At 71.3% G+C, this 21,338-nt stretch carries 16 protein-coding genes and 1 tRNA gene; 6 read left to right on the forward strand and 11 right to left on the reverse strand.

Going from position 1 to position 21,338, the window contains the following annotated elements; genetic code table 11:
* Window positions 1-42: 42 nt before the first annotated feature.
* From GDR74_RS02110 to tsaD, 7 genes are all read right to left on the reverse strand, one after another.
* Complete coding sequence (locus tag GDR74_RS02110; RefSeq protein ID WP_152584753.1) at window positions 43-330, reverse strand: GIY-YIG nuclease family protein; 288 nt, start codon at window positions 328-330, stop codon at window positions 43-45.
* A 371-nt stretch (window positions 331-701) separates the two neighbouring features.
* Entirely contained in the window at window positions 702-2,654 is a 1,953-nt protein-coding gene (acs, locus tag GDR74_RS02115; protein ID WP_152584754.1) for an acetate--CoA ligase, read from the reverse strand.
* Between the two features lie 116 nt (window positions 2,655-2,770).
* Window positions 2,771-3,187 (reverse strand): DUF1761 domain-containing protein, encoded by a 417-nt coding sequence (locus GDR74_RS02120; protein ID WP_152584755.1) that lies wholly within the window; start codon window positions 3,185-3,187, stop codon window positions 2,771-2,773.
* Between the two features lie 42 nt (window positions 3,188-3,229).
* Entirely contained in the window at window positions 3,230-3,643 is a 414-nt protein-coding gene (locus GDR74_RS02125) for an EVE domain-containing protein (RefSeq protein WP_152584756.1), read from the reverse strand.
* 4 nt (window positions 3,644-3,647) lie between these two features.
* Entirely contained in the window at window positions 3,648-4,631 is a 984-nt protein-coding gene (locus GDR74_RS02130; RefSeq protein WP_152587628.1) for an NAD(P)H-dependent glycerol-3-phosphate dehydrogenase, read from the reverse strand.
* Window positions 4,632-4,639: 8 nt separating this feature from the next.
* Complete coding sequence (locus tag GDR74_RS02135; protein ID WP_152584757.1) at window positions 4,640-5,224, reverse strand: GNAT family N-acetyltransferase; 585 nt, start codon at window positions 5,222-5,224, stop codon at window positions 4,640-4,642.
* Window positions 5,224-6,279 (reverse strand): tRNA (adenosine(37)-N6)-threonylcarbamoyltransferase complex transferase subunit TsaD, encoded by a 1,056-nt coding sequence (tsaD, locus tag GDR74_RS02140; RefSeq protein WP_152584758.1) that lies wholly within the window; start codon window positions 6,277-6,279, stop codon window positions 5,224-5,226. The genes GDR74_RS02135 and tsaD overlap by 1 nt, the downstream gene beginning before the upstream one ends.
* Window positions 6,280-6,456: 177 nt before the next feature.
* Between tsaD and hemC the strand changes: the two genes are divergently transcribed.
* From hemC to GDR74_RS02170, 6 genes are all read left to right on the forward strand, one after another.
* Window positions 6,457-7,383 (forward strand): hydroxymethylbilane synthase, encoded by a 927-nt coding sequence (hemC, locus tag GDR74_RS02145; RefSeq protein ID WP_152584759.1) that lies wholly within the window; start codon window positions 6,457-6,459, stop codon window positions 7,381-7,383.
* Complete coding sequence (locus tag GDR74_RS02150) at window positions 7,383-8,084, forward strand: uroporphyrinogen-III synthase (protein WP_152584760.1); 702 nt, start codon at window positions 7,383-7,385, stop codon at window positions 8,082-8,084. The genes hemC and GDR74_RS02150 overlap by 1 nt, the downstream gene beginning before the upstream one ends.
* An 89-nt stretch (window positions 8,085-8,173) precedes the next feature.
* Window positions 8,174-9,535 carry a COG4223 family protein gene (locus tag GDR74_RS02155; protein ID WP_152584761.1) on the forward strand — a complete coding sequence of 454 codons (1,362 nt, stop codon included), beginning with the start codon at window positions 8,174-8,176 and terminating at the stop codon, window positions 9,533-9,535.
* Between the two features lie 12 nt (window positions 9,536-9,547).
* Window positions 9,548-11,179: a heme biosynthesis protein HemY gene (locus GDR74_RS02160; RefSeq protein ID WP_152584762.1), complete on the forward strand. Its 1,632-nt coding sequence runs from the start codon at window positions 9,548-9,550 to the stop codon at window positions 11,177-11,179.
* A gap of 102 nt (window positions 11,180-11,281) precedes the next feature.
* Window positions 11,282-11,357: transfer RNA gene (locus tag GDR74_RS02165), tRNA-Thr, on the forward strand.
* Window positions 11,358-11,507: 150 nt separating this feature from the next.
* Window positions 11,508-13,988 carry a sensor domain-containing protein gene (locus GDR74_RS02170; RefSeq protein ID WP_152584763.1) on the forward strand — a complete coding sequence of 827 codons (2,481 nt, stop codon included), beginning with the start codon at window positions 11,508-11,510 and terminating at the stop codon, window positions 13,986-13,988.
* Here GDR74_RS02170 and GDR74_RS02175 read toward each other — a convergent pair.
* The 4 genes from GDR74_RS02175 to GDR74_RS02190 all read right to left on the reverse strand — a co-directional run bounded on the left by GDR74_RS02175 (window position 13,983) and on the right by GDR74_RS02190 (window position 21,190).
* On the reverse strand, window positions 13,983-14,873 hold the full coding sequence (locus GDR74_RS02175; protein ID WP_152584764.1) for a cation diffusion facilitator family transporter: 891 nt from the start codon (window positions 14,871-14,873) through the stop codon (window positions 13,983-13,985). The genes GDR74_RS02170 and GDR74_RS02175 overlap by 6 nt on opposite strands.
* A 139-nt stretch (window positions 14,874-15,012) precedes the next feature.
* On the reverse strand, window positions 15,013-16,995 hold the full coding sequence (locus GDR74_RS02180) for a CHASE2 domain-containing protein (RefSeq protein WP_246179826.1): 1,983 nt from the start codon (window positions 16,993-16,995) through the stop codon (window positions 15,013-15,015).
* 12 nt (window positions 16,996-17,007) lie between these two features.
* Window positions 17,008-20,646, reverse strand: coding sequence for a tetratricopeptide repeat protein (locus GDR74_RS02185; RefSeq protein ID WP_194164604.1), 3,639 nt, complete (start codon window positions 20,644-20,646; stop codon window positions 17,008-17,010).
* A 154-nt stretch (window positions 20,647-20,800) separates the two neighbouring features.
* Window positions 20,801-21,190 carry a response regulator gene (locus tag GDR74_RS02190; RefSeq protein WP_152584766.1) on the reverse strand — a complete coding sequence of 130 codons (390 nt, stop codon included), beginning with the start codon at window positions 21,188-21,190 and terminating at the stop codon, window positions 20,801-20,803.
* Window positions 21,191-21,338: the final 148 nt, after the last annotated feature.

Below are 21,338 nucleotides of genomic sequence, written 5' to 3' on the forward strand. Positions count from 1 at the left end.
GGTTCCGGGCTCTCGCTCCGCTCGCCCCGGAATGACGGCGCTTCACCGGTTGAGGATGACGTAAAGATCCGACCAATCGGGATTCATCTCTTCGATCAACCTGATCTTCCAATCCCGCCGCCACTTCTTGAGGCTCTTCTCGCGCGCAATCGCCTCGTCGATGCGCTCGTAGGTCTCGTACCAGACGAGCCGATGGACATCGTACTTGGCAGAGAAACCCGGAATGGCCTTGGTTTTATGCTCGTGGATCCGGCGCGACAAATCGTTGGTGACGCCGAGATAGAGCGTCCCGTAGCGTCGGCTGGCCAGGAGGTAAACGCAATACGGCATGCAACCCATGGAATGAGAGTTGCATGTTACTCTGTTCGAATCTGCTGGCAAGCTCCCCGTCATTCCGGGGTGGTCCGAAGGACCAGGCCCGGAACCCATACCCGCCGGCGTCGGAGGTGGAAGAACCGGAGTTTCCGCTGCCCTGTCCCGCCTCGCCGGCGGTCATGGGTACGGGGCCGTCCCGGAAGGACGATGACAGCGCGACCTCTTTTTCCTCCCCCTTGCGGGAAGGGATCAAGGGTGTGAGCGTCAGCCTGGATTCGGGTCCGCGCCGGCACCCCCACCTCCACCTCTTCCCCGCAAGGGGGAGGAGGGCACGGCGGCGCTTCGCGAGAAACGCCGAGATCCGGGGCGGGAGAGCAGCGCGGCGCCTAGGCCGCCTGCGTGCGCCTGTTCTGGCGGTTCGTCACCAGGTCGTCCACCACCGACGGGTCGGCCAGCGTCGAGGTGTCGCCGAGATTGCCGAACTCGTCCTCGGCGATCTTGCGCAGGATCCGGCGCATGATCTTGCCCGAGCGGGTCTTGGGCAGGCTCGGCGCGAACTGGATCAGGTCCGGCGAGGCGATGGGGCCGATCTCCTTGCGCACCCAGGCGACGAGTTCCTTGCGCAGCTCGTCGGAGGGCGTCTCTCCGGCCATCAGGGTCACGTAGGCGTAGATGCCCTGGCCCTTGATGTCGTGCGGATAGCCGACCACCGCCGCCTCGGACACCTTCGGGTGGGCGACGAGGGCCGATTCCACCTCCGCCGTGCCCATGCGGTGGCCGGAGACGTTGATCACGTCGTCGACGCGCCCGGTGATCCAGTAGTAGCCGTCCGCGTCGCGGCGGCAGCCGTCGCCGGTGAAGTACTTGCCCGGATAGGTGGAGAAGTAGGTCTGCACGAAGCGCTCGTGGTCGCCGTAGACGGTGCGCATCTGCCCCGGCCAGGAATCGGCGATCACGAGGTTGCCCTCGCAGGCGCCCTCCAGCACCCTGCCTTCCGAATCCACCACCTCGGGCTTCACGCCGAAGAAGGGCCGCGTGGCGGAGCCGGGCTTGAGCCGCGTCGCGCCGGGCAGCGGCGTGATGAGGATGCCGCCGGTCTCGGTCTGCCACCAGGTGTCGACGATGGGGCAGCGGCCGTCGCCGACCACCCGGTGATACCACTCCCAGGCTTCCGGGTTGATCGGCTCGCCCACGGAGCCGAGCAGGCGCAGGGACTTGCGGGAGGTCTTCCTCACCGGCTCCTCGCCCGCCTGCATGAGCGAGCGGATCGCGGTCGGCGCCGTGTAGAAGATGTTCACGTTGTGCTTGTCGATCACCTCCCAGAAGCGGGAGATCGACGGATAGGTGGGCACGCCCTCGAACATGAGGGTCGTGGCGCCGTTCGAGAGCGGGCCGTACACGATGTAGGTGTGCCCCGTGACCCAGCCCACGTCGGCGGTGCACCAGTAGATGTCGCCGTCGTGGTAGTCGAACACGTACTGGTGGGTCATGCCGGCCCAGACGAGATAGCCGCCCGTGGTGTGCAGCACGCCCTTCGGCTTGCCCGTGGAGCCGGAGGTGTAGAGGATGAAGAGCGGATCCTCCGCGTTCATCTCCTCCACCGGGCAGTCGGCGGTCACCATCTGCGCCGCCTCGTCGTAGTAGACGTCGCGGCCGGGGACCATGTTCACCGGCGCGCCGGTGCGGCGCACCACGAGCACGTGCTCGACCCCGCCGACCCGGGCGATGGCCGCGTCCACGTTCTCCTTCAGCGCCACCTTGCGCCCGCCGCGCAGGCCCTCGTCCGCGGTGACGACGAAGGCGGACTTCGCGTCCTCGATGCGGCCGGCGAGGGAGTCCGGCGAGAAGCCGCCGAAGACGACGGAGTGGATGGCGCCGAGCCGCGCGCAGGCGAGCATCGCATAGGCGGCTTCCGGAATCATCGGCATGTAGATGGTGACGCGGTCGCCCTTCTTGACGCCGCGGTTGCGCATGACGTTCGCCATGCGGCACACCTCGTCGTGCAGCTGGCGGTAGGTGACGGTCTTCGATTCGGACGGATCGTCGCCTTCCCAGATGATCGCCACCTGGTCGCCGCGGGTGTCGAGGTGCCGGTCGATGCAGTTGTAGGCGACGTTGGTGGTGCCGTCCTCGAACCAGCGGATCGAGACCTCGCCCGGCCCGAAATTCGTGTTCTTGATCCGGGTCGGCTCCCGGAACCAGTGGATGCGCCTGGCCTCCTCCTTCCAGAACGCCTCCGGGTCCTTCACGGACGCGGCGTACTTCGCCCGGTAGCCGGCATCGTCCAGGTAGGCCCGGCGGCTCCATTCGGGCGCTACCTCGTAGATCTTCTCCTGCATGGCGCTTCTCCCAAGCTTCCTGCTTTCTTTCTCATAGCTTTACGGAAAGACGGAGGCCGCGGGCAAGCGGGGCCGGGATCGGACTTTGGTCTTTGCTACTTTCGAGTGTCGAGGGCTCACGCGCCGAACGCGCCGATCACGATTCCTTCGACGAGCAGCACGGCCAGCCAATGGCCGCCGTCGATGACGGTCAGCATCGGGCGGGCGCCGGAAAAGCTGTGATTCACGACCATGCTGGTGGCGACGAAGCCGAGCCAGGCCAGGAAACCGGCCGTGATCCCGCTCCCGAGGGTCGCCGGCCCGAGGCGGACGACGAAGAAGGCCAGCACGAACGCCATCGCCAGTTCGGCGACAAAGGAGACGATGAACGGGCCCGCCGAAGGCTTGCCGGTCGGGCCCGCCAGCTCCTCACGGGTCTTGCCGAGAGCTGCCATCCACGGCTTTCCCAGGGCCATGTACCAGGCCGCCCCGACGAGCCAGGCCGCAACGGCGGCCGCAAGAACTGCGAGATAATCGATCCCGTAGACGGTCATGCCTTCCCCCTTCGTGGCGAGGGAGATTACGATATCACCTTTCTACAATCCGCCCATCCGGCACACGATCTCCCATTCCTCGTCCGTCACGGGCTGCACCGAGAGGCGGGAATTGTTGACGAGGATCATGTCCCTGAGCCTCGGTTCCTTCTTGATCTCGTCGAGCGTCACCGGCCGCGGCAAAGCCTTCACGGCCTTCACGTCCACCATGCCGAACCGGCCGGTCTCGTCCGTGTGGTCGGGGTAGTATTCCCTGATCACCTCGACGATGCCGACCACGGCCTTGCCCTCGTTGGAGTGGTAGAAGAAGCCCTGCTCGCCCCGTTTCATGGCCATCAGGTTCTGCTTGGCCACGTGGTTGCGCACGCCGTTCCAGAACGTGCCCTTGTCGCCTTGCGCGACCTGGCTGTCCCAGGACCAGACGGAGGGTTCCGACTTGAAGAGCCAATGGGCCATGCTGTCACTCGAGTTCGGACTTGATCGGACGGTTCATGAGGGCATCGACGGCCTGGTCGAGGGTCCAGGCGCCGTTGAGGATCTTTTCGACGGCTTCGGAAATCGGCATGTCGACCTCGCGGGCGCGGGCGAGCGCCACGAGGGCGCGGGCCGTGGAGGCGCCCTCCACCAGCCTGCCTTCGGCGGCCGCCTCCGGCGAGAGGCCCTGGCCGAGGCGCAGGCCGAAGGCGAAGTTGCGGGACTGGGCCGTGGAGCAGGTGAGGACGAGGTCGCCGAGGCCGGCGAGCCCCATGAGGGTCTCCGCCTCGCCGCCATAGGCGCGGGCGAAGCGCAGCAGCTCCGCGAAGCCGCGGGCGACGAGGGCCGCCTTGGCGCTCTCGCCGAGGCCGCGCCCGGCCACGGCGCCGCAGGCGATGGCGAGCACGTTCTTGGCCGCGCCGCCGATCTCGACCCCGCGCACGTCCGTGCGGTGGTAGATGCGCAAGGTCGGACCCGAGAGGGCGGCGGCGATGCGCCGGGCCAGGGCCGCGTCCCGGCAGGCGAGGGTCACGGCGGTGGGAAGCCCGCGCGCCACGTCGTCGGCGAAGCTCGGCCCCGAGAGCACGGCGAGGGGGCTGCCGGGGCGGACCGCCTCCGCCACGTCGCTCAGGAAGGCCCGCGTCTCGCGCTCGATTCCCTTGGCGCAGAGCACGAGGGGCGTTGCCGCAGGCAGGACGGCGGAGAGGGCGGCCGTCATCTCCCGGGTGGTCTGGGCGGGCGTGACGAGCAGGACCGCCTCCGTCTCGGCGAGGTCGGCGAGGTTCGCCGTCGGGCGGATCGCCTCGTGGAGCCGGACGCCCGGCAGGAAGCGCGGGTTGGTGCGCGTCCCGGCGAGAAGCGCCGCCTGTTCCGGGTCGCGCATCCACAGCGCCACGGCGTTTCCCGCGAGGGCCGCCGCATTGGCGAGAGCCGTTCCCCAGGCGCCCGCGCCGGCGATTCCGATCCGCATCGTGCCACTCACGGCAGGTCTCCGTCGCTTCTCACCCGGCTGAATTCCTTGCGCGAAAGGCGGTAGAGCACGTGCGGGCGCAACGGGTGACCCTCCGGGAGGGCCGGATGATCGAAGCTGCCGGCCTCGTCGCGCCTCATGCCGAGGCGCTGCATCACGCGCTGGGAGCGCAGGTTCTGCCGCGTCGTGAAGGAGACCACCTCTCCATGGTCCGTCCGTGCGAAGAAGTCGCTCAGGGCGGCCCGTGCCGCCTCGGTGGCATATCCCTGCCCCCACCAGCGACGACCGAGGCGCCAGCCGATCTCGATGGGCGGCTGGAAGGACATGGGCCGCAGGACCCGGCGCAGGCCCGCATAGCCGATGAACGAGGCGGCGCCGGGCAGCTCCACGGCCCAGAGACCGAAACCGTCCGCGTCGAAGGAGGCGTCGTGGCCGCGCGCCTCGGCGATGCTCTCCTCGCGGGTGCGGATCCTCGGATAGAAACGCATCACCTCCGGGTCGGCATTCATGGCGGCGAAGGGCCCGTCGTCCTCCTCCCGCCAGCGACGCAGAACAAGACGCTCCGTGCGGAGCTCGGCCGGGCAGGGCGGCATCACGCCCTCGCTCCGGCCTCGTCCCGGCTCGAATCGAGCGGCCAGCGGGCGCGGGCCGGGGCGGAGATGTCGTCGATGAGGCCGAGGCGCATGCGCTCGAGCCCGGCCCAGGCGATCATGGCGCCGTTGTCGCCGCACAGGGAGAGCGGCGGCGCCACGAGGCGCAGGCCCGATTCGACCGCGAGCCGCTGGAGGGCCTGGCGGATGGCCTGGTTGGCGGCGACGCCGCCCGCGACCACGAGGGCGGTGGGATGCCCGGCGATGTCCCGGAAGGCGCGCAGGCCCGCGCGGGTCCGGTCGACCACCGTGTCGACGATGGCGGCCTGGAAGCTGGCGCACAGGTCCGCCACGTCGCTCTGGGTCAGGGGCGCGATGCGCTCCGCCTCCAGCCGGACGGCGGTCTTCAGGCCCGAGAGGGAGAAGTTCGGCTCCGGCCGCCCCATCAGAGGGCGGGGCAGGGCGAAGCGTTCCGGGTTGCCCTTCGCCGCCTCCCGCTCCACGTGCGGCCCGCCCGGATAGGGAAGGCCCAAAAGCTTCGCCACCTTGTCGAAGGCCTCGCCGATGGCGTCGTCGATGGTGGTGCCGAGGCGCACGTATTCGCCCACGCCCTTCACGGCCACGAGCTGGGTGTGGCCGCCGGAGGCGAGCAGGAGGAGGTACGGGAAACCGATTCCGTCGGTGAGGCGCGCGGTGAGCGCATGGGCCTCGAGGTGGTTCACCGCCATGAGCGGCTTGCGGGTGACGAGGGAGAGCGCCTTGGCGGTGGTCAGGCCCACCAGCACGCCGCCGATGAGCCCCGGTCCCGCCGCGGCGGCGATGCCGTCGATGTCGTTGATCGTGCAGTTGGCGTTCTTGAGCGCCCGCGCGACCAGGCGGTCGATCACCTCTACATGGGCGCGGGCCGCGATCTCCGGCACGACGCCGCCGTAGCGGGCGTGCTCCGCGATCTGGCTCAGCACCTCGTTGGACAGGATTTCCCCGCGCCCGTCGAAGCCCACGCCCACCACGGCGGCGGCGGTTTCGTCGCAGGTCGTCTCGATGCCCAGGATGCGCATGGTCGGTTACGCCGTGTTGGAGAGCGGGAGCGGGCCGGAAACGGCCGTCGCGCCAGCTCCGTCGTTCGGGTGGAGCATGATCTTTCGGGCTTCACGGCCCGCCTCTCATCCCCCTATAGTCCGCCGCGCCGTCCAAGATCAAACGCCATCGCGCCCGACAGGAGAGCTCAGCCCGACATGGTTTCCCCATCCGCCTTCGTCATCGGCACGCGCGGCAGCCCGCTGGCGCTGGCCCAGGCCCACGAGACGCAGCGGCGTCTCGGCGACGCCCACGGCATCGGCCCCGAGCGGCTGCCCCTTGAGGTCATCAGGACGACGGGCGACAGGATCCAGGACCGGCCCCTCTCCGAGGCCGGTGGCAAGGGCCTGTTCACGAAGGAGCTCGACATCGCGCTCCTCGAGGGCGCCATCGACCTCGCCGTCCACTCCGCCAAGGATCTGCCGACGGCGCTGCCCGCGGGCATCGTCATCGCCGGCTACCTGCCCCGGGAGGACGTGCGCGACGCCTTCATCAGCCGCCGGGCGAAGAGCCTGCGCGACCTTCCCGAGGGGGCGGTGGTGGGCTCCGCCTCCCTGCGCCGCCAGGCCGAGATCCGCCGCCTGCGGCCGGATCTCCGGGTCACGCTCCTGCGCGGCAACGTGGAGACCCGCCTGGCGAAGCTGGACCGGGGCGAGGTCGACGCCACGCTCCTCGCCATGGCCGGCCTGCGCCGCCTCGGCCTGACGGAGCACGTGACTGCCGTCCTCGAGGTGGACGACTTCCTGCCCGCGGTGGGCCAGGGGGCCATCGCCATCGCCGTCCGGGCCGGCGACGAGCGGGTCGCGCGGGCGGTCGCGCCGATCCTCGATCCCGCGACCGGCCACGCCCTCGCCGCGGAGCGGGCCTTCCTGACCGTCCTCGACGGGTCCTGCCGCACCCCCATCGCGGGCCATGCCCGCCTCGTGGGGGAGGCCCTCGAATTCCGCGGCATGGTGCTGCGCCCGGACGGGTCGGACAGCCTCGACGTGGTGCGCCGGGGCGCGCCGGGCGACGCCGCCGCCCTCGGCCGCGAGGCCGGGCTCGACCTGCGCGCGCGCATGCCCGCCGGCTTCCTCGGCTCCTGATGCGGATCCTCGTCACCCGCGCCGCGGAGGATGCCGGGCGCACCGCCCAGCGGCTCGAAGCCATGGGGCACGATGCCGTGATCGCGCCTGTCACGCGCATCGCGCCGACCGGGGCTCCCCGGCCGTCCGGCATCTGGGACGCGCTGATCGTCACCAGCCTGCACGCGGAGGAGGCGCTCCGCACCCTGGAGGACAGGAGCCTCCCCGTCTTCGCGGTGGGAGAGCGCACCGCCGCCGCCGTGCGCGGGGCGGGGTTCGGCACCGTCGCGGTGGCGGAGGGCGATGCGGTCTCCCTCTCGGCCCTCGTCCGGGACCGGCTGCCTCCGGGCAGGACCCTACTCCACGTCACCGCGCGGCACCACAAGGACGAGCCCGCCCTGTCCCTGCGCGCGGCCGGGTTCCGGGTGGTGCAGTGGGAAGCCTACGAGGCGCGGGCCGCGGAGCGGCTTCCGGAGGCCGCCGTCGCGGCCCTGCGGGCTGGCCGGATCGACGCCGTGCTCCATTATTCCCGTCGCAGCGCGGATCTCTTCCTGCGCCTGGCCGGGGAGGCGGGCCTGTCGCCCTTCCTCTCCGGTCCGGTCCACGTCTGTCTCTCGGCGGACGTGGCGGACCCGCTCGAAGCCCTGGGCCTGCCGGTCCGGCTGGCGCGGCGGCCGGAGGAGGACGCCCTCCTGGCCGCGGTTCCGGCCGCGCTCCGGTGACGCCCGTGCGTTCTTCCTCTAGGATCTCCTTCCCGAGGGAACGAATGGCCGTGCTCAAGCTTGCCTCATTTGTTTATCAAGAGTGACCCGTGACCGATTCCTTTGACCCCCAGGCCGCCCGACCCCCTCGCAAGAAGCCCCGGCGCGAGCCCGCCACCATCGATCTCGAAGCGAAGGTGGTGGACGACGGCCGCCCGGCCGATCCGGCCGACGGCGAGACCGAGCGGCTGGTGAGCGAGGCCATGGCCGAGACCGAGCCCGCCCTCGACGCGGCGGCCGGGACCGATTCGATCGCGCCGGCGCCGGAGGCCGACACCCTGAGCGGAGGCCCCACCGCGCCCGGCGGGACGGAGGCCCCGCCTCCGCCTCCGCCCCCGCCGCAGGCCGAGCCCGGGCGACGGACCTCGCCCGCCGCCCTGGTCGGGGCCGGCCTGCTCGGCGGCCTCGTGGGAGCGGGCCTCCTCTACGGACTCCAGGCCTGGCAGAAGCCTTCCGCCCCGCCGGGCGATCCGCGCCTGGCGCAGCTCGAGCAGCGCGTGGCGGCGCTCGGCCAGCCGGCGAACGCGCAAGGGCTGGAGAACCGGCTCAAGGCCCTGGAGGAGGCGACGAAGGCCCTCGATTCGCGGCTCAAGGCGGCCGAAGCCGCCGCCCGGCAGGCCGAGGCCCGCGCCGGCGAAGCCCTGGACCGGCCCGTCCCCGAATCCCCCGCCCCGCAGGACGAGGCCGCCGTGAAGAACCTGGCGGACCGGCTCGCCGCCCTGGAGGGGCAGCTGCAGGCGCAGGGCGAGGCCGTCCGGCAGGCGGAGCGCTCCGGCGAGGCCGCGCAGCAGGCCGTCGAGGCCCTCGGCGGGCGGCTCGACGACGACGCCCGGCAGATCGCCGCGCTCGCCGGGAAGGTCGGGCAGGGGCCCGATGCCGCGACCCTCGCGGCGGTCCGCCTCTCCCTCGCCTCGCGCCTCGGCGATGCCCTGCGGCGCGGCGTTCCCTATTCCGAGACCCTGTCGGCCCTCGAGCGGCTCTCGAAGGACCCCGGCCGCCTGGCGCCTCTCAAGCCCTTCGCCGGGGAGGGGGCGCCGACCGCGTCCGACCTCGCCCGCGCCTTCGAGCCCCTGCGCGCGGCGATCCTGCGCGACGACCGGGGCGCCGGCACGGGGAGCTGGACCGACCGGCTCTGGCGCATGGCGGACCGGATCGTGACCGTCCGGCCCGTCGGCGAGGCGGGCGGCACGGGCGTGCCGGCCACCCTCGCCCGGATCGACCGGGCGCTCGACCGCGGCGACGTCGCCGGGGCCCTGGCCGCCTGGCGGAGCCTGCCGGAGCCGTCCCGGCGCCTGTCCGAGGAATGGGGCCGCCGGCTCCAGGCCCGGGCCGAGGCGGAGGCCGCCCTCCAGGCCGTGGCGGACGACGCCTTGTCCGCTCTCCCCCAGACCCCGCCAACGACGCAGCAATAAGGATCGGCCAGCATGTGGCGCGCTCTCGTCTTCATCGGTCTTCTCTGCGTCGCGGCCTTCGGGGCCGTGTGGCTGGCCGACAGGCCCGGCACGGTTCTCGTCACCTTCGGCGGCTACGAGCTGCAGACCTCCGTCGCGGTCGCGGCGGTGGCCCTCGTCGGCATCGGCCTCGCTCTCGCCGTGCTGTGGGCCGCGGTGACCGCCCTCCTTCGCCTGCCCTCGCGGCTCACCTTCGCCTCCCGCGCCCGGCGCCGGGCGCGCGGCTATCAGGCCGTGTCCCGGGGCATGGTGGCGGTGGGCGCAGGCGATCCCATCGCCGCCCGCCGCTACGCGGGAGAGGCCGAGCGGCTTCTCGGCCGCGAGCCCCTGACGCTCCTGCTCAAGGCCCAGGCGGCCCAGGTTTCCGGGAACCGCGCGGCGGCCGAGGCCGCCTTCACCCAGATGATGGAGGAGGACGAGACCCGCGTCCTCGGCCTGCGCGGTCTCTTCGTCGAGGCCAGGCGGCGGGGCGACATCCCGGCGGCCCGCGAATACGCCGCCGAGGCGGTCCGCATCGCCCCCGCCGCGACCTGGGCGAGCGACGCGATCCTCGAGGCGCGCTGCGCCGAGCGCGACTGGCGCGGCGCCCTGGAGGCGGTGGAGCGCCGCGCCTCCCTCGGCCTCGTGGACAAGGCGACCGCCAGGCGCCACCGGGCCGTTCTTCTTGCCGCCGACGCCCTCGACCGGGCGGAGCACGACCGGGAGGGTGCGCTGCGCAGCGCCCAGGACGCCCTGCGCCTCGCCCCGACCCTGATCCCGGCCGCGGCCCTGGCCGGCAAGCTCCTGTCCGACAGGGGCGACCTGCGCCGCGCCGCCAAGGTGGTGGAGGCCGCCTGGCGCAGCCAGCCGCATCCGGATCTCGCGGAAGTCTATCTCAACCTTCGCCCGGGCGATTCCGCCCTCGACCGCCTGCGGCGCGCCGAGACCCTCCTCAAGCTGTCCCAGGGCGCGGCCGAGGGCCGCCTCGCGGTGGCCCGCGCGGCTCTGGAGGCGCGCGAGTTCGCCCGCGCCCGCACGGCGCTCGAGCCGCTCCTGGCGGAGCGTCCGACCATGCGGGTCTGCCTGCTCATGTCCGACCTGGAGCAGGCCGAGCACGGCTCCACGGGCCGGGGCCGGGAATGGCTCGCCCGCGCCACCCGCGCGCCGCGCGACCCGGCCTGGATCGCGGACGGCATCGTCGCCGACCGATGGGCGCCGATCTCCCCGGTCACCGGCCGCCTCGACGCCTTCGTCTGGGAAGCCCCGCCGGACGTGCTCGTCGCGCCCGAGATCGCCCTGAGCGACGACGTGACCGCCGATCTCGACGACACGCCGAAGCCCCTGCCGGCCTCCACGGAAGCCCCTTCCGGTGCGCTTGCGGAAGCCGCGGCGGCCGGCGAGGAGCCTCCGCCGGTCCCGGCGGAGGCCGCGGCGACCGGGCCGGCAACCGTCGGGCCCGCGGCCGTCAAACCCGAACCAGCCAAGGCCGAACCGCCCAAGGCCGAACCGCCCAAGCCCGAACCGCCCAAGCCCGAGCCGGTGGTCTTCCCCGCCACTCCGCCGGACGTGCCGCGCCCGCGGGAGGAGGCCGGTCCCGCCCGGCGCAGCATGTTCTCCATCCGGTAGCGCCGTCCCGGAACGGCGCCGCTCGCCGCTCCCTCAATCCTCCCTTGCCAAGCGCCGGCGGGGAGGGTATGAGGCAGCCCTCTCCGGTCGAACGACCGCAGCGCCGCAATAGCTCAGCTGGTAGAGCACCTCATTCGTAATGAGGGGGTCGGGGGTTCGAATCCCTCTTGCGGCACCATTCCTTCCCCCGACAACCGAGTCTCGCTTCGGCGGACCCTCCTCCCCGACCTGCGCCTGACCTAAAGTCGCGTCCGGAGGACGCAATCTTTCTCTGGCCAGAATTTCCGCATGCTGTAATGCTTCCGGGCTCCGGCGGGCGAAAGGAAGAATGGCAGAGGCATCGAAACTCCTCGGAATGTCGATCCTCAACAATGTTCCGGCATTGATGGGGTATGTCGACCGCCAGGAACGCTACCTGTTCACCAACAACACCTACCGGGAATGGTACGGGGTCGAGCCGCAGGAGGTGCTGGGGCGGACCGTCCGCGAGATCCTGGGCGAGGCGAACTACGCCGCGATCAAGCCCTTTATCGAGCGGGTGCTCGCGGGCGAGCCGATCGTCTACGAGCAGACCCTCATGACCGTCGCGGGGCCGCGCTTCGTCCAGGGCAGCTATTCGCCCGACCGGTCCGAGGACGGCAGCGTCCGCGGCTTCTTCGTCCTCGTCTCGGATATCAGCCAGAGGCGCACCCTGGAGCTGAGGCTCAAGGAAAGCGAGATGCGCTTTTCCGGCGCCTTCGAGACCTCGGGCGTCGGCATGGCCCTCGTGAGCCCCGAAGGCCGCTTCCTGCAGGTGAACCGGGCCTATTGCGCGATGATGGGATACACGGCGGAGGAGCTCGCCCGCCTGTCGTTCCAGGACATCACCCATCCCGACGACCTCGCGGCGGATCTCCGGGCCGTGAGCGCGATGATCGCCGGCGAGCGGTCCGCGCATACGGCGGAGAAGCGCTACATCCACAAGCGCGGCCACGAGGTCCATGCCATCGTCAGCGCCTCGCTCGCGCGCGACGCGCAGGGAGCGCCGCTGCACTTCGTGGCCCAGGTCCAGAACATCACCGACCGCAAGGTGGCCGAGGAGAGGCTTTTCCGGGAGCACGAGCTGTCGCAGGTGACCCTCCGCTCCATCGGCGACGGGGTGCTGACGACGGACGTCAACGGATGCGTCACGTCGCTCAACCCGGCCGCCGAATCGATGACCGGCTGGACGTCCGACGAAGCGGTCGGGCGTCCCCTGCACGAGGTTCTCCGGATCGCCTTCTGCGGCGAGGACGGGCAGATTCTCTGCATCGGCTCGTTGCCGCTGGGCAGCGATCCCGCCTGGCTCGGCCGCAACACCATGCTGCTGCGCCGCGACGGCTCGGCCATCCCCGTCGAGGAAACGGCGGCCCCGATCCGCGACCGGGCCGGCGCGATCGTCGGCGGGGTGCTGGTGCTCCACGACGTGACCGAGCAGCGGGCGCTCACCTCCCAGCTGGCGCATCTTGCCCATCACGATCCGCTCACGGGGCTTGCGAACCGCACCCTGTTCAAGAGCCGCCTGGATCAGGCGCTCGCCCGGGCGCGGAGCGTGGGCACGGGCGTCGCCGTCCTGTTCGGCGACCTCGACCGGCTCAAGCTCGTCAACGACACCCTCGGCCATTCCATGGGCGACCGGCTGCTCGAGGAGGTGGCCAAGCGCCTGCGCGCCTGCGTGCGCGAGGGCGACACGGTCTGCCGCTGGGCCGGCGACGAGTTCGGCATCCTCCTCCCGGACGTGACGGACGAGGTGGCGGCTGCCGCCGTCGCGGAGCGGGTGATCGCGGCCATCGGGGAGACGTTCCATCTGAAAGGCATCGGCCAGCCGGTCCATGTGGGAATCAGCCTCGGAGCGAGCCTGTTCCCCAGGGACGGCGCCGACAGCGCCACCCTCATGCAGGCTGCCGACGTGGCGCTCTACGAGGTCAAGCGCGACGGGAAGGGCAGCTACCGGTTCTTCTCGCAGGCCATGCACGAGCAGGTCCGCGAGAGGACGGACACGGAGGCGATGCTGCGCCAGGCCGTCAGGACGAACGCCTTCGAGCTGCACTACCAGCCGCGCGTCCTGCTGCTTCCCCGCCGCGTCGTCGCGGTCGAGGCGCTCGTGCGGCTGCGCAGCGCGGACATCCTGATCGCGCCGTCGCGCTTCATCCGCATCGCGGAGGAGACGGGCCTCATCGTGCCCATCGGATGGTGGGTGATCGAGCAGGTCTGCCGCCAGCTGCAGCAATGGAAGGGAACAATCCTCGACGGCGTCCGGGTGTCGCTGAACGTTTCCGCCATGCAGATCCGGCGGAGCGACTTCTATCCCGCCCTGCGCGCCCTGACGGAGCGATACGGGATCGACCCGGCGCAGATCGAGCTCGAGATCACGGAGAGCAGCCTCGTCGAGCCCGAGCCCGGCGTCGCCGTCTGCCTGAACCTGCTGAAGGAGGCCGGCTTCTCCATGGCCCTCGACGATTTCGGCACCGGCTATTCGAGCTTCGCCTATCTCAACCGCCTGCCGATCGACACCCTCAAGATCGACCGTTCCTTCATCCGCGAGGTGGGCTCCTCGCAAGGCGCCGTGGTCGTCGAGGCCATCCTCGCCCTGGGGCGGGCGCTGGGCAAGAAGGTGGTCGCGGAGGGGGTCGAGACCCGGGAGCAGCTCGCATGGCTCGAAGCCCGGGGCTGCGACGAGGCGCAGGGATTCCTCCTGTGCCCGCCCGCCGTGGCGCAGGACCTCCCCCGCGCCCTCGCGGCGTCCGGCCTTATCCGGACAGAGCCGGAACGGCGTCGCTCGGCCTCATGACAGGACCACGATTCCGGCGTGCTTCGCCTTGTCGTCGGGCTCCACGTGGATCGTGATCAGCGCGTCGTCGATCTCGGACTTGAGCGCGCGTTCGAGCCGGTCGCAGATGTCGTGCGCGTCGGTGACGCTCATGGCGCCGGGCACGACGAGGTGGAAATCGATGAAGGTGACGCGCCCGGCATGGCGGGTGCGCAGGTCGTGCGCCTCGATGGCGCCCTCCGCGTTGAGGGCGATCACCTCGCGCACCCGGGTCAGGGTGCGTTCCGGCACCGCCTGGTCCATCAGCCCGCCGATGCTCTCCTTCATCAGGCCCCAGCCCGACCAGAGGATGTTGACGGCGACGACCGCGGCCATGGCCGGGTCGAGCCATTGCCAGCCCGTGAGGGGCACGAAGAGGAGGCCCGCGAGCACGCCGACGGAGGTGTAGACGTCCGTCAGCAGGTGGCGGCCGTCGGCGGCCAGGGCGGGCGAGCGCATCCGCCGCCCTTCCCGGATCAGGATCCAGGACCAGGCGGCGTTGACGAAGCTCGCGAGCGCGTTGACCCCCAGTCCCTCCAGCGGCATGTCGAGGGTCCTCGGCTGGGCGAAGGCGGAATAGGCCTCGCGGAGGATCATCATGGCCGCGACGATGATGAGGACCCCTTCGAGCACGGCGGAGAAGTATTCCACCTTGTGGTGCCCGTAAGGATGGTTCTTGTCCGCGGGCTGCGCGCTGACCCGCACGGCCAGGAAGGCCGCCACCGCCGTGACGAGGTTGATGATGCTCTCGAGGGCGTCCGAATAGAGCGCGATGCTGCCGGTGAGGAAGTAGGCGGCGATTTTCAGGGCGAAGACGACTGCGCCGATGAAAATGCTGCCAATGGCAAGTTTCTGAATCTTGTCCATCGCGTCACGAAAAGAGGAGGGCCGGGGTCAGGGCGACCTTATAGAGCGGGCGGGTCGGGGCGCAAGTCGTTGTTACTCTTTGCAAATGGCTTGCAAGAGCACATCCGGTCCGCTCGCGCGGCGGGGTGCGGCGGGGCCTTCAGGCGTGGCGGGAGAGGCGCTGCCGGATGCGTCCGTAATAGGCCTTCAGGGATGGCGCCAGGGGCTCGCAGGCCGCGACGAGGGCGAGGGCTTCCGCCGTGCGCCCGGCCCGCATCGCCTCGAGCAGGCGTTCGTGCCGCTCCGCAAGCTCGGCGAGGGCCGGATCCGGCGGTCCGGCAAGGGGGGCGACCACGGTGAAGATCGCGGACCTGGCGGCCCGCCCGCGCACGGCGATCCGGTCGAGCTCGATCAGGGCGTAGCGGTCCCGGACCGCCTCCGCCGTCGCCGGTCCCAGGATCAGCGAGACGCCGTATTCCTTCGACAGGCCCTCCAGGCGGGAGGCCAGGTTCACCGTGTCCCCGAGCACGGAATAGTCGTAGCGCCAGCGCGAGCCCACGTTGCCCACGACGCAGTCGCCGGTGTTGATGCCGACCCCGATGGCGAAGGCGGGGGCGTGTTCGCCTTCCTCCGCCCGCAGCGCGGCGTTGAGCCTGTCGACCGCTTCCAGCATGCGCAGCGCCGCGCCCACCGCCCGCGCCGGATGGTCCGGGCTCGGGAGCGGCGCGTTCCAGAAGGCCATCACGCAGTCGCCCATGTACTTGTCGATGGTGCCCTTCTCGGCCAGCACCGCCTCGGAGAGCGGGTCGAGCAGGCGGTTGATGAGGCCCGTCAGGCGCTCCGGCTCGTCCTTCAGCCGCTCCGACAGGCTCGTGAAGCCGCGCACGTCGCAGAACAGGATCGAGAGGTTCCGCCGCTCGCCCCCCAGCTTCAGGGCGGATGGGTTGCGGGCGAGCTGCGCCACCAGGTCGGGAGAGAGATAGCGCGAGAAGGCCTCCGACACCGCGTGACGCATCCGCCGTTCGTGGACGTAGTCCAGGCCGAACCGCGCCCCGAACACCCCGAGCGCCGCCGCGACGGGAAGGACGGGCGGCGCCCAGACCCGCCCGAAGCGCAGCAGCGCCCAGGCTCCCGCCAGGATCAGGATCAGGTTCAGGGCGGCGGCGAGGACGGTCCGGCGGGACATGCCGTTCCGGCACAGACAGGCCGCCAGGGCGGCCGCCGCGGCCACGAGCCCGGCCATGGCCGGGCGGGGCAGGGGCACCGCGTAGAGCCGGTGCCGTAGGTTGTCGAGGATCGTGGCCTGGACCTCCACGCCGGCGGTGAGGCTCTGGCTGAAGAGGGTGTAGGGCGTGGCGAAGGTGTCCGGAGCGCCCGCCTCGGCCGCCGTGGCCGCCTTGAGGCTCAGGCCGACGAGGACGACCGCGTCCTTGAAGTATCCCGGCCGCAGGAAGGCCTGCGGGTCGAGGGCCTGATAGAACGAGACGGTGGGATAGGTGCGCGGCCCGCCGAAATACTGGATCAGGGCTCCCTCCGGCGGGGGCTCCGTCGCCTGCCCGGCAAGGCGCAGGGCCTGCGCGGCGAAGCCGTCCGCGGCGAGGGGCATGCGGCGCAGATAGGCGTCGCCGTCCAGGTCCACCGAGGTGACGCCGGGGCGGGCGCCCGCGTCCAGGAACGGGTCGAGCGGGTTGACCCGGGTGATCTGCGTCCCCTGGTCGAGGGGCGTCGTGACGTCGTCCGCCGCCAGGACCACGTCCGGGCCGAGCGCCGCGGCGAGGCGGCGGTCCGCCTCCTCCGTGGAGGGATCGGCGAAGATGATGTCGAGGGCGACGACCTTCGCGCCCGCCTCCCGGAGACGCTCGATCAGCCGGGCGTGCAGGTCCCGGGACCAGGGCCAGCGCTGTCCGACCTCGGAGAAGGAGGGCTCGTCGATCGCCACGACGATGGCGCCCGGCCGGTCCGGCCGCGGAGGCGCCAGGGTCGAGAACAGGTCGAAGAGCCGGGCCTCGATCAGGCCGAGGGGCGGGAAGAACGAGAGGGGCGCCAGCAGCGCGGCCACGACGAGCGGGATGGCGGCGTGCCGCCGGAACTCCTCCCGCGAGGCAGGGTCCCGTCCTCCCTGAACTGTCGGCCCGCCGTTCACCCTGGGCCCGTTCTAGAACCGGGCCTTCATGGTGGCGGCGAAGGTGCGCCCCAGCCCCGGAATGCCCGGCGCGGTCTCGAAATCGCGGTCGAACAGGTTCGCCACCGTCAGGCCGAGGAGGAGGCGCCGGTCCGGCGTCTCCCAGGAGACGGAGGCGTCCGTCGTCCAGTAGTCGTCCAGCTTCACGCCGGAGAGGTTGCCGGTGCGGTCGCCCACGAAGGTCTCCGCCAGGGTGAGCTTCAGGCGGCTCGGATGCACGAAGGCGATGCCCGCGCGGGCGAAGCGCCCCGCGACGAACGGCACGTCGATCCCGGGCGCCTCGTCGGAGCGCACCTCGGTCGAGGTCATGCCCACCGTGCCGAACACGCCGATCCCGTAGCCGAGCCAGAGGTTGGCGGTGGCCGCGAGCCGCTCGACGCGGGCCTTGCCGATCGCCAGGCTGTCGAAGGTGTTGGACAGGGGCAGGTCGAGGTTGCGCATGTCCTGGCGCTGGTACTCGACGGCGGTGAACACGTGCGGCGTCCATTCCGCGTCCCAGCGCAGGGCCAGGGTGTCCGTCCGCCCGCCGAGGGCGAGCGGCAGGGCGTTGGGCACGAGGCCTACCGTCGTGATCGGCGAGAGGGTGAAGGCGAGGGGCAGGTTGCCGTCCTGGCGGTAGGCCGCCCTCAGCCAATGGCCCTCCAGCGGCGAGACGGCGACGCCGAGGCGCGGCGACACGAGCGTGTCCGAAGGCCGCCCTTCGAGGTCGAGGAAGGAGCGCTGCACGCCGGCCTGCGCCTCGAACCGGTCCGAGGGGCGCCAGAAGAGGTCGGCATAGAGCCTGTCGGCCCTGAAGTCGGCCTCGGTGCGGTCTCCCGTGTCCGCCGAAGCGCTCTCCATCGAGAGGGCGTTCGCCGCGACGCCGCGCCCGAAAGCGCTGGCGAAGCTGCGCCCGAACTGACCCTCGTACCCGTAGCGGAGGGTGAGGTCGCCGAAGCCGACCGCGTGGTTGACCGCCGCGACCATGCCCTCGGTCCGCCCGCTCGTCCATTGCCGCTGGCCGATGACGAGGGGAAACAGTTCGGTGTTCACGGACTCGAAGAACCTGCGGTCGAGCCCGCGATTGGCATAGACGGCGGCGGTCAGCACGTTCCGGTCGGCGAAGCTGTGGCTCCAGCCCGCGCCCGCCTGCATGGAGGTGAGATCCTGGTCGGCGGCGTAGAACCGGGTCGGCCGGTTGACGCTCAACAGGGGCGGCTCCGCCTTCGCGGCCGAGCCGAAGACCAGGAAGCGGTCCGCCGCCGAGGGCGCCATGCCGACGAAGAAGGAGGCGGTGTCGGCGGCCTCCTTGTCCGGCGTCTCCCGGGCGTCGATCCGTGTCCGGCCCGCGGAGAGCGAGAACGACGTGGGCGCAGGTTCGTTCGAGAAGCCCTGGACGGTGGCGTCCGCTCCCCAGCCGACCCGGCCGTCATGCACGAAGAGGCTGCCGCCGACCTCCGTGTCGAGGAAGGGGCGGCGCAGGAGATCCTGCCGCCCGACGCGGCCGGAGACCGCCAGCGGATCGAAGAAGAGGCCCTGGACGGACAGGTTGAAGGCGGTCAGGTCCACGTCCTCGCCGAGGATGGAGGAGACGTTCGGCCGCGTCGTGAGGAGGCGGGGCCGCCGCGCGACCGCCTGGTCGAAATAGCTCGAGGCGGTGAAGGGATCGAAGACCCGGTCGCCGTAGAAGCGCGCCCATTCGTTCAGGTCGATGAAGCGATAGGCCTGGGCCGGGTAGGAACCCGCCTGCCGGTTCACCGCGAGGCCCGCGAAATCGCCTCCCCGCTGCCGGAACCGGCGCACGGCTTCCCGGGCGCTCAGGATCGCCTCGTCGGCCCGGTACCGGTCGAGGGCGATCGCCGTGCGGGCGATGGACACGATGGGATCGTTCGGGTCGAGCCGGTCCGCGTTGTCGAGCGCCTGAAGGGCGAGCTCGTCGTCGCCGTTCTGGTAATAGGCGATGGCGGTCGCGAGCAGCCCCTGGGAATAGGCCGGGTTGGCGGTCGATCCGGCGAGGATCGCCTCGATCCCCCTGGCGGTCTGCCCGGTCTGGAGCAGGTAGCGCCCCAGGGCGATGTAGCCGGTGCTGAAGGCGGGATCGAGGGAGAGCGCCTTGTCGATGAGCGCCTTCGCCTCCTCGACCCGGCTCTGGTCGAGGAGCAGGATCGCCAGGTTGGCATAGGGGACGGGATTGTCCGGGTCCGCCGCGACGGCCCGGCGCAGGGCCTCCTCCGCGGCGAGCGGCGCATCCCGCGTCGATTCGAAGAGGCCGATGGTGTTCCAGAGGTCCGAATGGCCCGGCGCGGCGGCCGCGGCCTTGCGCAGCGCGCCTACGGCGGCGGCGTATTCGCCGTCGATCTCGCCGCGGATGCCGCTGTCGGCGAGGATCACGTCGGGATCGTCCGGGTCGATGGCCTTCGCGCGGGCGATGGAGGCCCGCATCTCCTCGCGCCGGTTCAGGGCGAAGGCGATGCGCGCCGCCGTGACGGCGATGCGGGTGTCGTTGGGAAAGCGCTTTTCCGCGGCCCGGACGACCTCCGCGGCGGCGGTCAGGTCCTGCTTGAACGCGACCACATAGGCATGGGCGAGGGCGGCGACCGGGTCGTTCCCGGCGGCGCGCGGCTCGGCATAGGCGGTCTTCGGGTTCGCGAGGGAGAGGGCGATGTAGCGCCCGTACGCGGCGAGGGTCCTCCGCTTCGCATCGAGGCCCCGCTCCGCCCGCGCGAAGTGGCCCGCCGCGTCCTGCCAGCGCCGCTGGAGGCCGGCGAGCATGCCCTCGACCAGCTCGGCGCGGGCGCGCTGCGCGCCGGTGAGGCCGCGGCTGCGGGCCTCGGCGAGGGCCTGCTCCGCCACGGCGCGGCCGTCGAGGGAGAGGGCGATCTCGGCGAGGCTGAGCCAGTCCTCCGCCCGGCGCGCCTGCGGCGGAACCGCCGCGATGCGGGCCCGCTCCGCGCGCAGCGCGGGTCCGGTCAGGTTCGACGTGGTCTGCGCGGAGAACGCATCGCGCAGCGTCATGTAGAACAGCATCTGCTCGCGGTCGTTGGAATTGACGAGGACGTACTTCGTCGGCGCCTGTCCGATGGCGGCGACGGCCCCCTCGCCCTGCCGCACGGTGACGGACCCCTGCGCATTGCGCAGCTCCACCACGCCCTCCAGCACCACGAGGGCGGTCTTGCCGGCGCCGTCCACGGACAGCGACCAGTCCGTGCCGCGGATCGCCGCCACCGCCGCCGGCGTCTTCACGTCCACGCCGGAGCCGCCGCGCGCGGCCCGGGCCCAGATGGCGCCCGACTGGAGGCCGAGCTCGGTCGTGCCGTCGGCGCCGTTCGCCACCGCATTGACGGTCAGGATGGAGTTGCGGCCGACGCGGATCTGGGTCCGGTCGGCGAACAGGATCGCCAGGTTGCCGATGGCGTTGGTGCGCAGCACGTCGCCGGCGATCACGTCCTGCCGGATCTCGGCGTTGCGCCAGCCGTCCTCGCGCACGAAGCGCAGCTCCTCGCCGCCCTTCGCCGCGACGATGGAGCCCGCGATGGGCGTGGGCCGCGGCACCGGCGACTGGGCGTGAGCGCCGGTCAGACCGAGCGCAAGGGTGCTCGTCGCCGTCAGGAGGCGCAGGAGGCGGGATCGCATCGGGAATTCGCCAAAAATGTTACTGTATGCCCAGGAATTTAAGGCAAAGCTTACCCTGGGATAACGTAACTGGAAAGCGCAGCAGGCAAATCTTGGCCGTGTTTTCCCGCACATCCTGAACGGACGGGCGGCCCGGAATGAATCGATGCAGCCCTCAGGCCACGGCGCTCCGGGCGAGCAGCAGCTTCTGCTTGAGGTCGTTCTGCGCGAAGGGCTTCTGCAGCACGGGACGGTTGCGGAAGGCGTCGCGGATGCCGGCGCTGCCGTAGCCGGTGGAGAACACGAAGGGGATGGAGCGTTGCGCGAGGGCTTCGGCGACGGGATAGATCGGCTCCCCCGCCACGTTCACGTCGAGGATGGCGATGTCGACCTGCTCGTTCGCCACCGCGTCGAGAGCCGCCGAAAGGCGCGCCGCCGGGCCGATGACTTCGCAGCCGAAGTCGAGCAGCATGTCCTCGAGCAGCAGGGAAATTGCGGCTTCGTCCTCCACGACCAGGACACGCAGGCCGTTCAGATCGCCGCTGCTCGTCAGGCTTTCGGTCACAGCTTTACTTTCTTTTTCTGGCTGGCGCCCCCGGCAGGCAGGGACGCCGGAACACATGCTTCCCGAATGTCACCGACGCTACAACGTCACCGACATTGCCGAGAATCAGTAGCATGTACCACCATACAGTCCAGCGCCAAAGCATGCT

The sequence above is a fragment of the Microvirga thermotolerans genome (genome assembly GCF_009363855.1).
GTDB classification, from domain to species: Bacteria; Pseudomonadota; Alphaproteobacteria; order Rhizobiales; family Beijerinckiaceae; genus Microvirga; species Microvirga thermotolerans.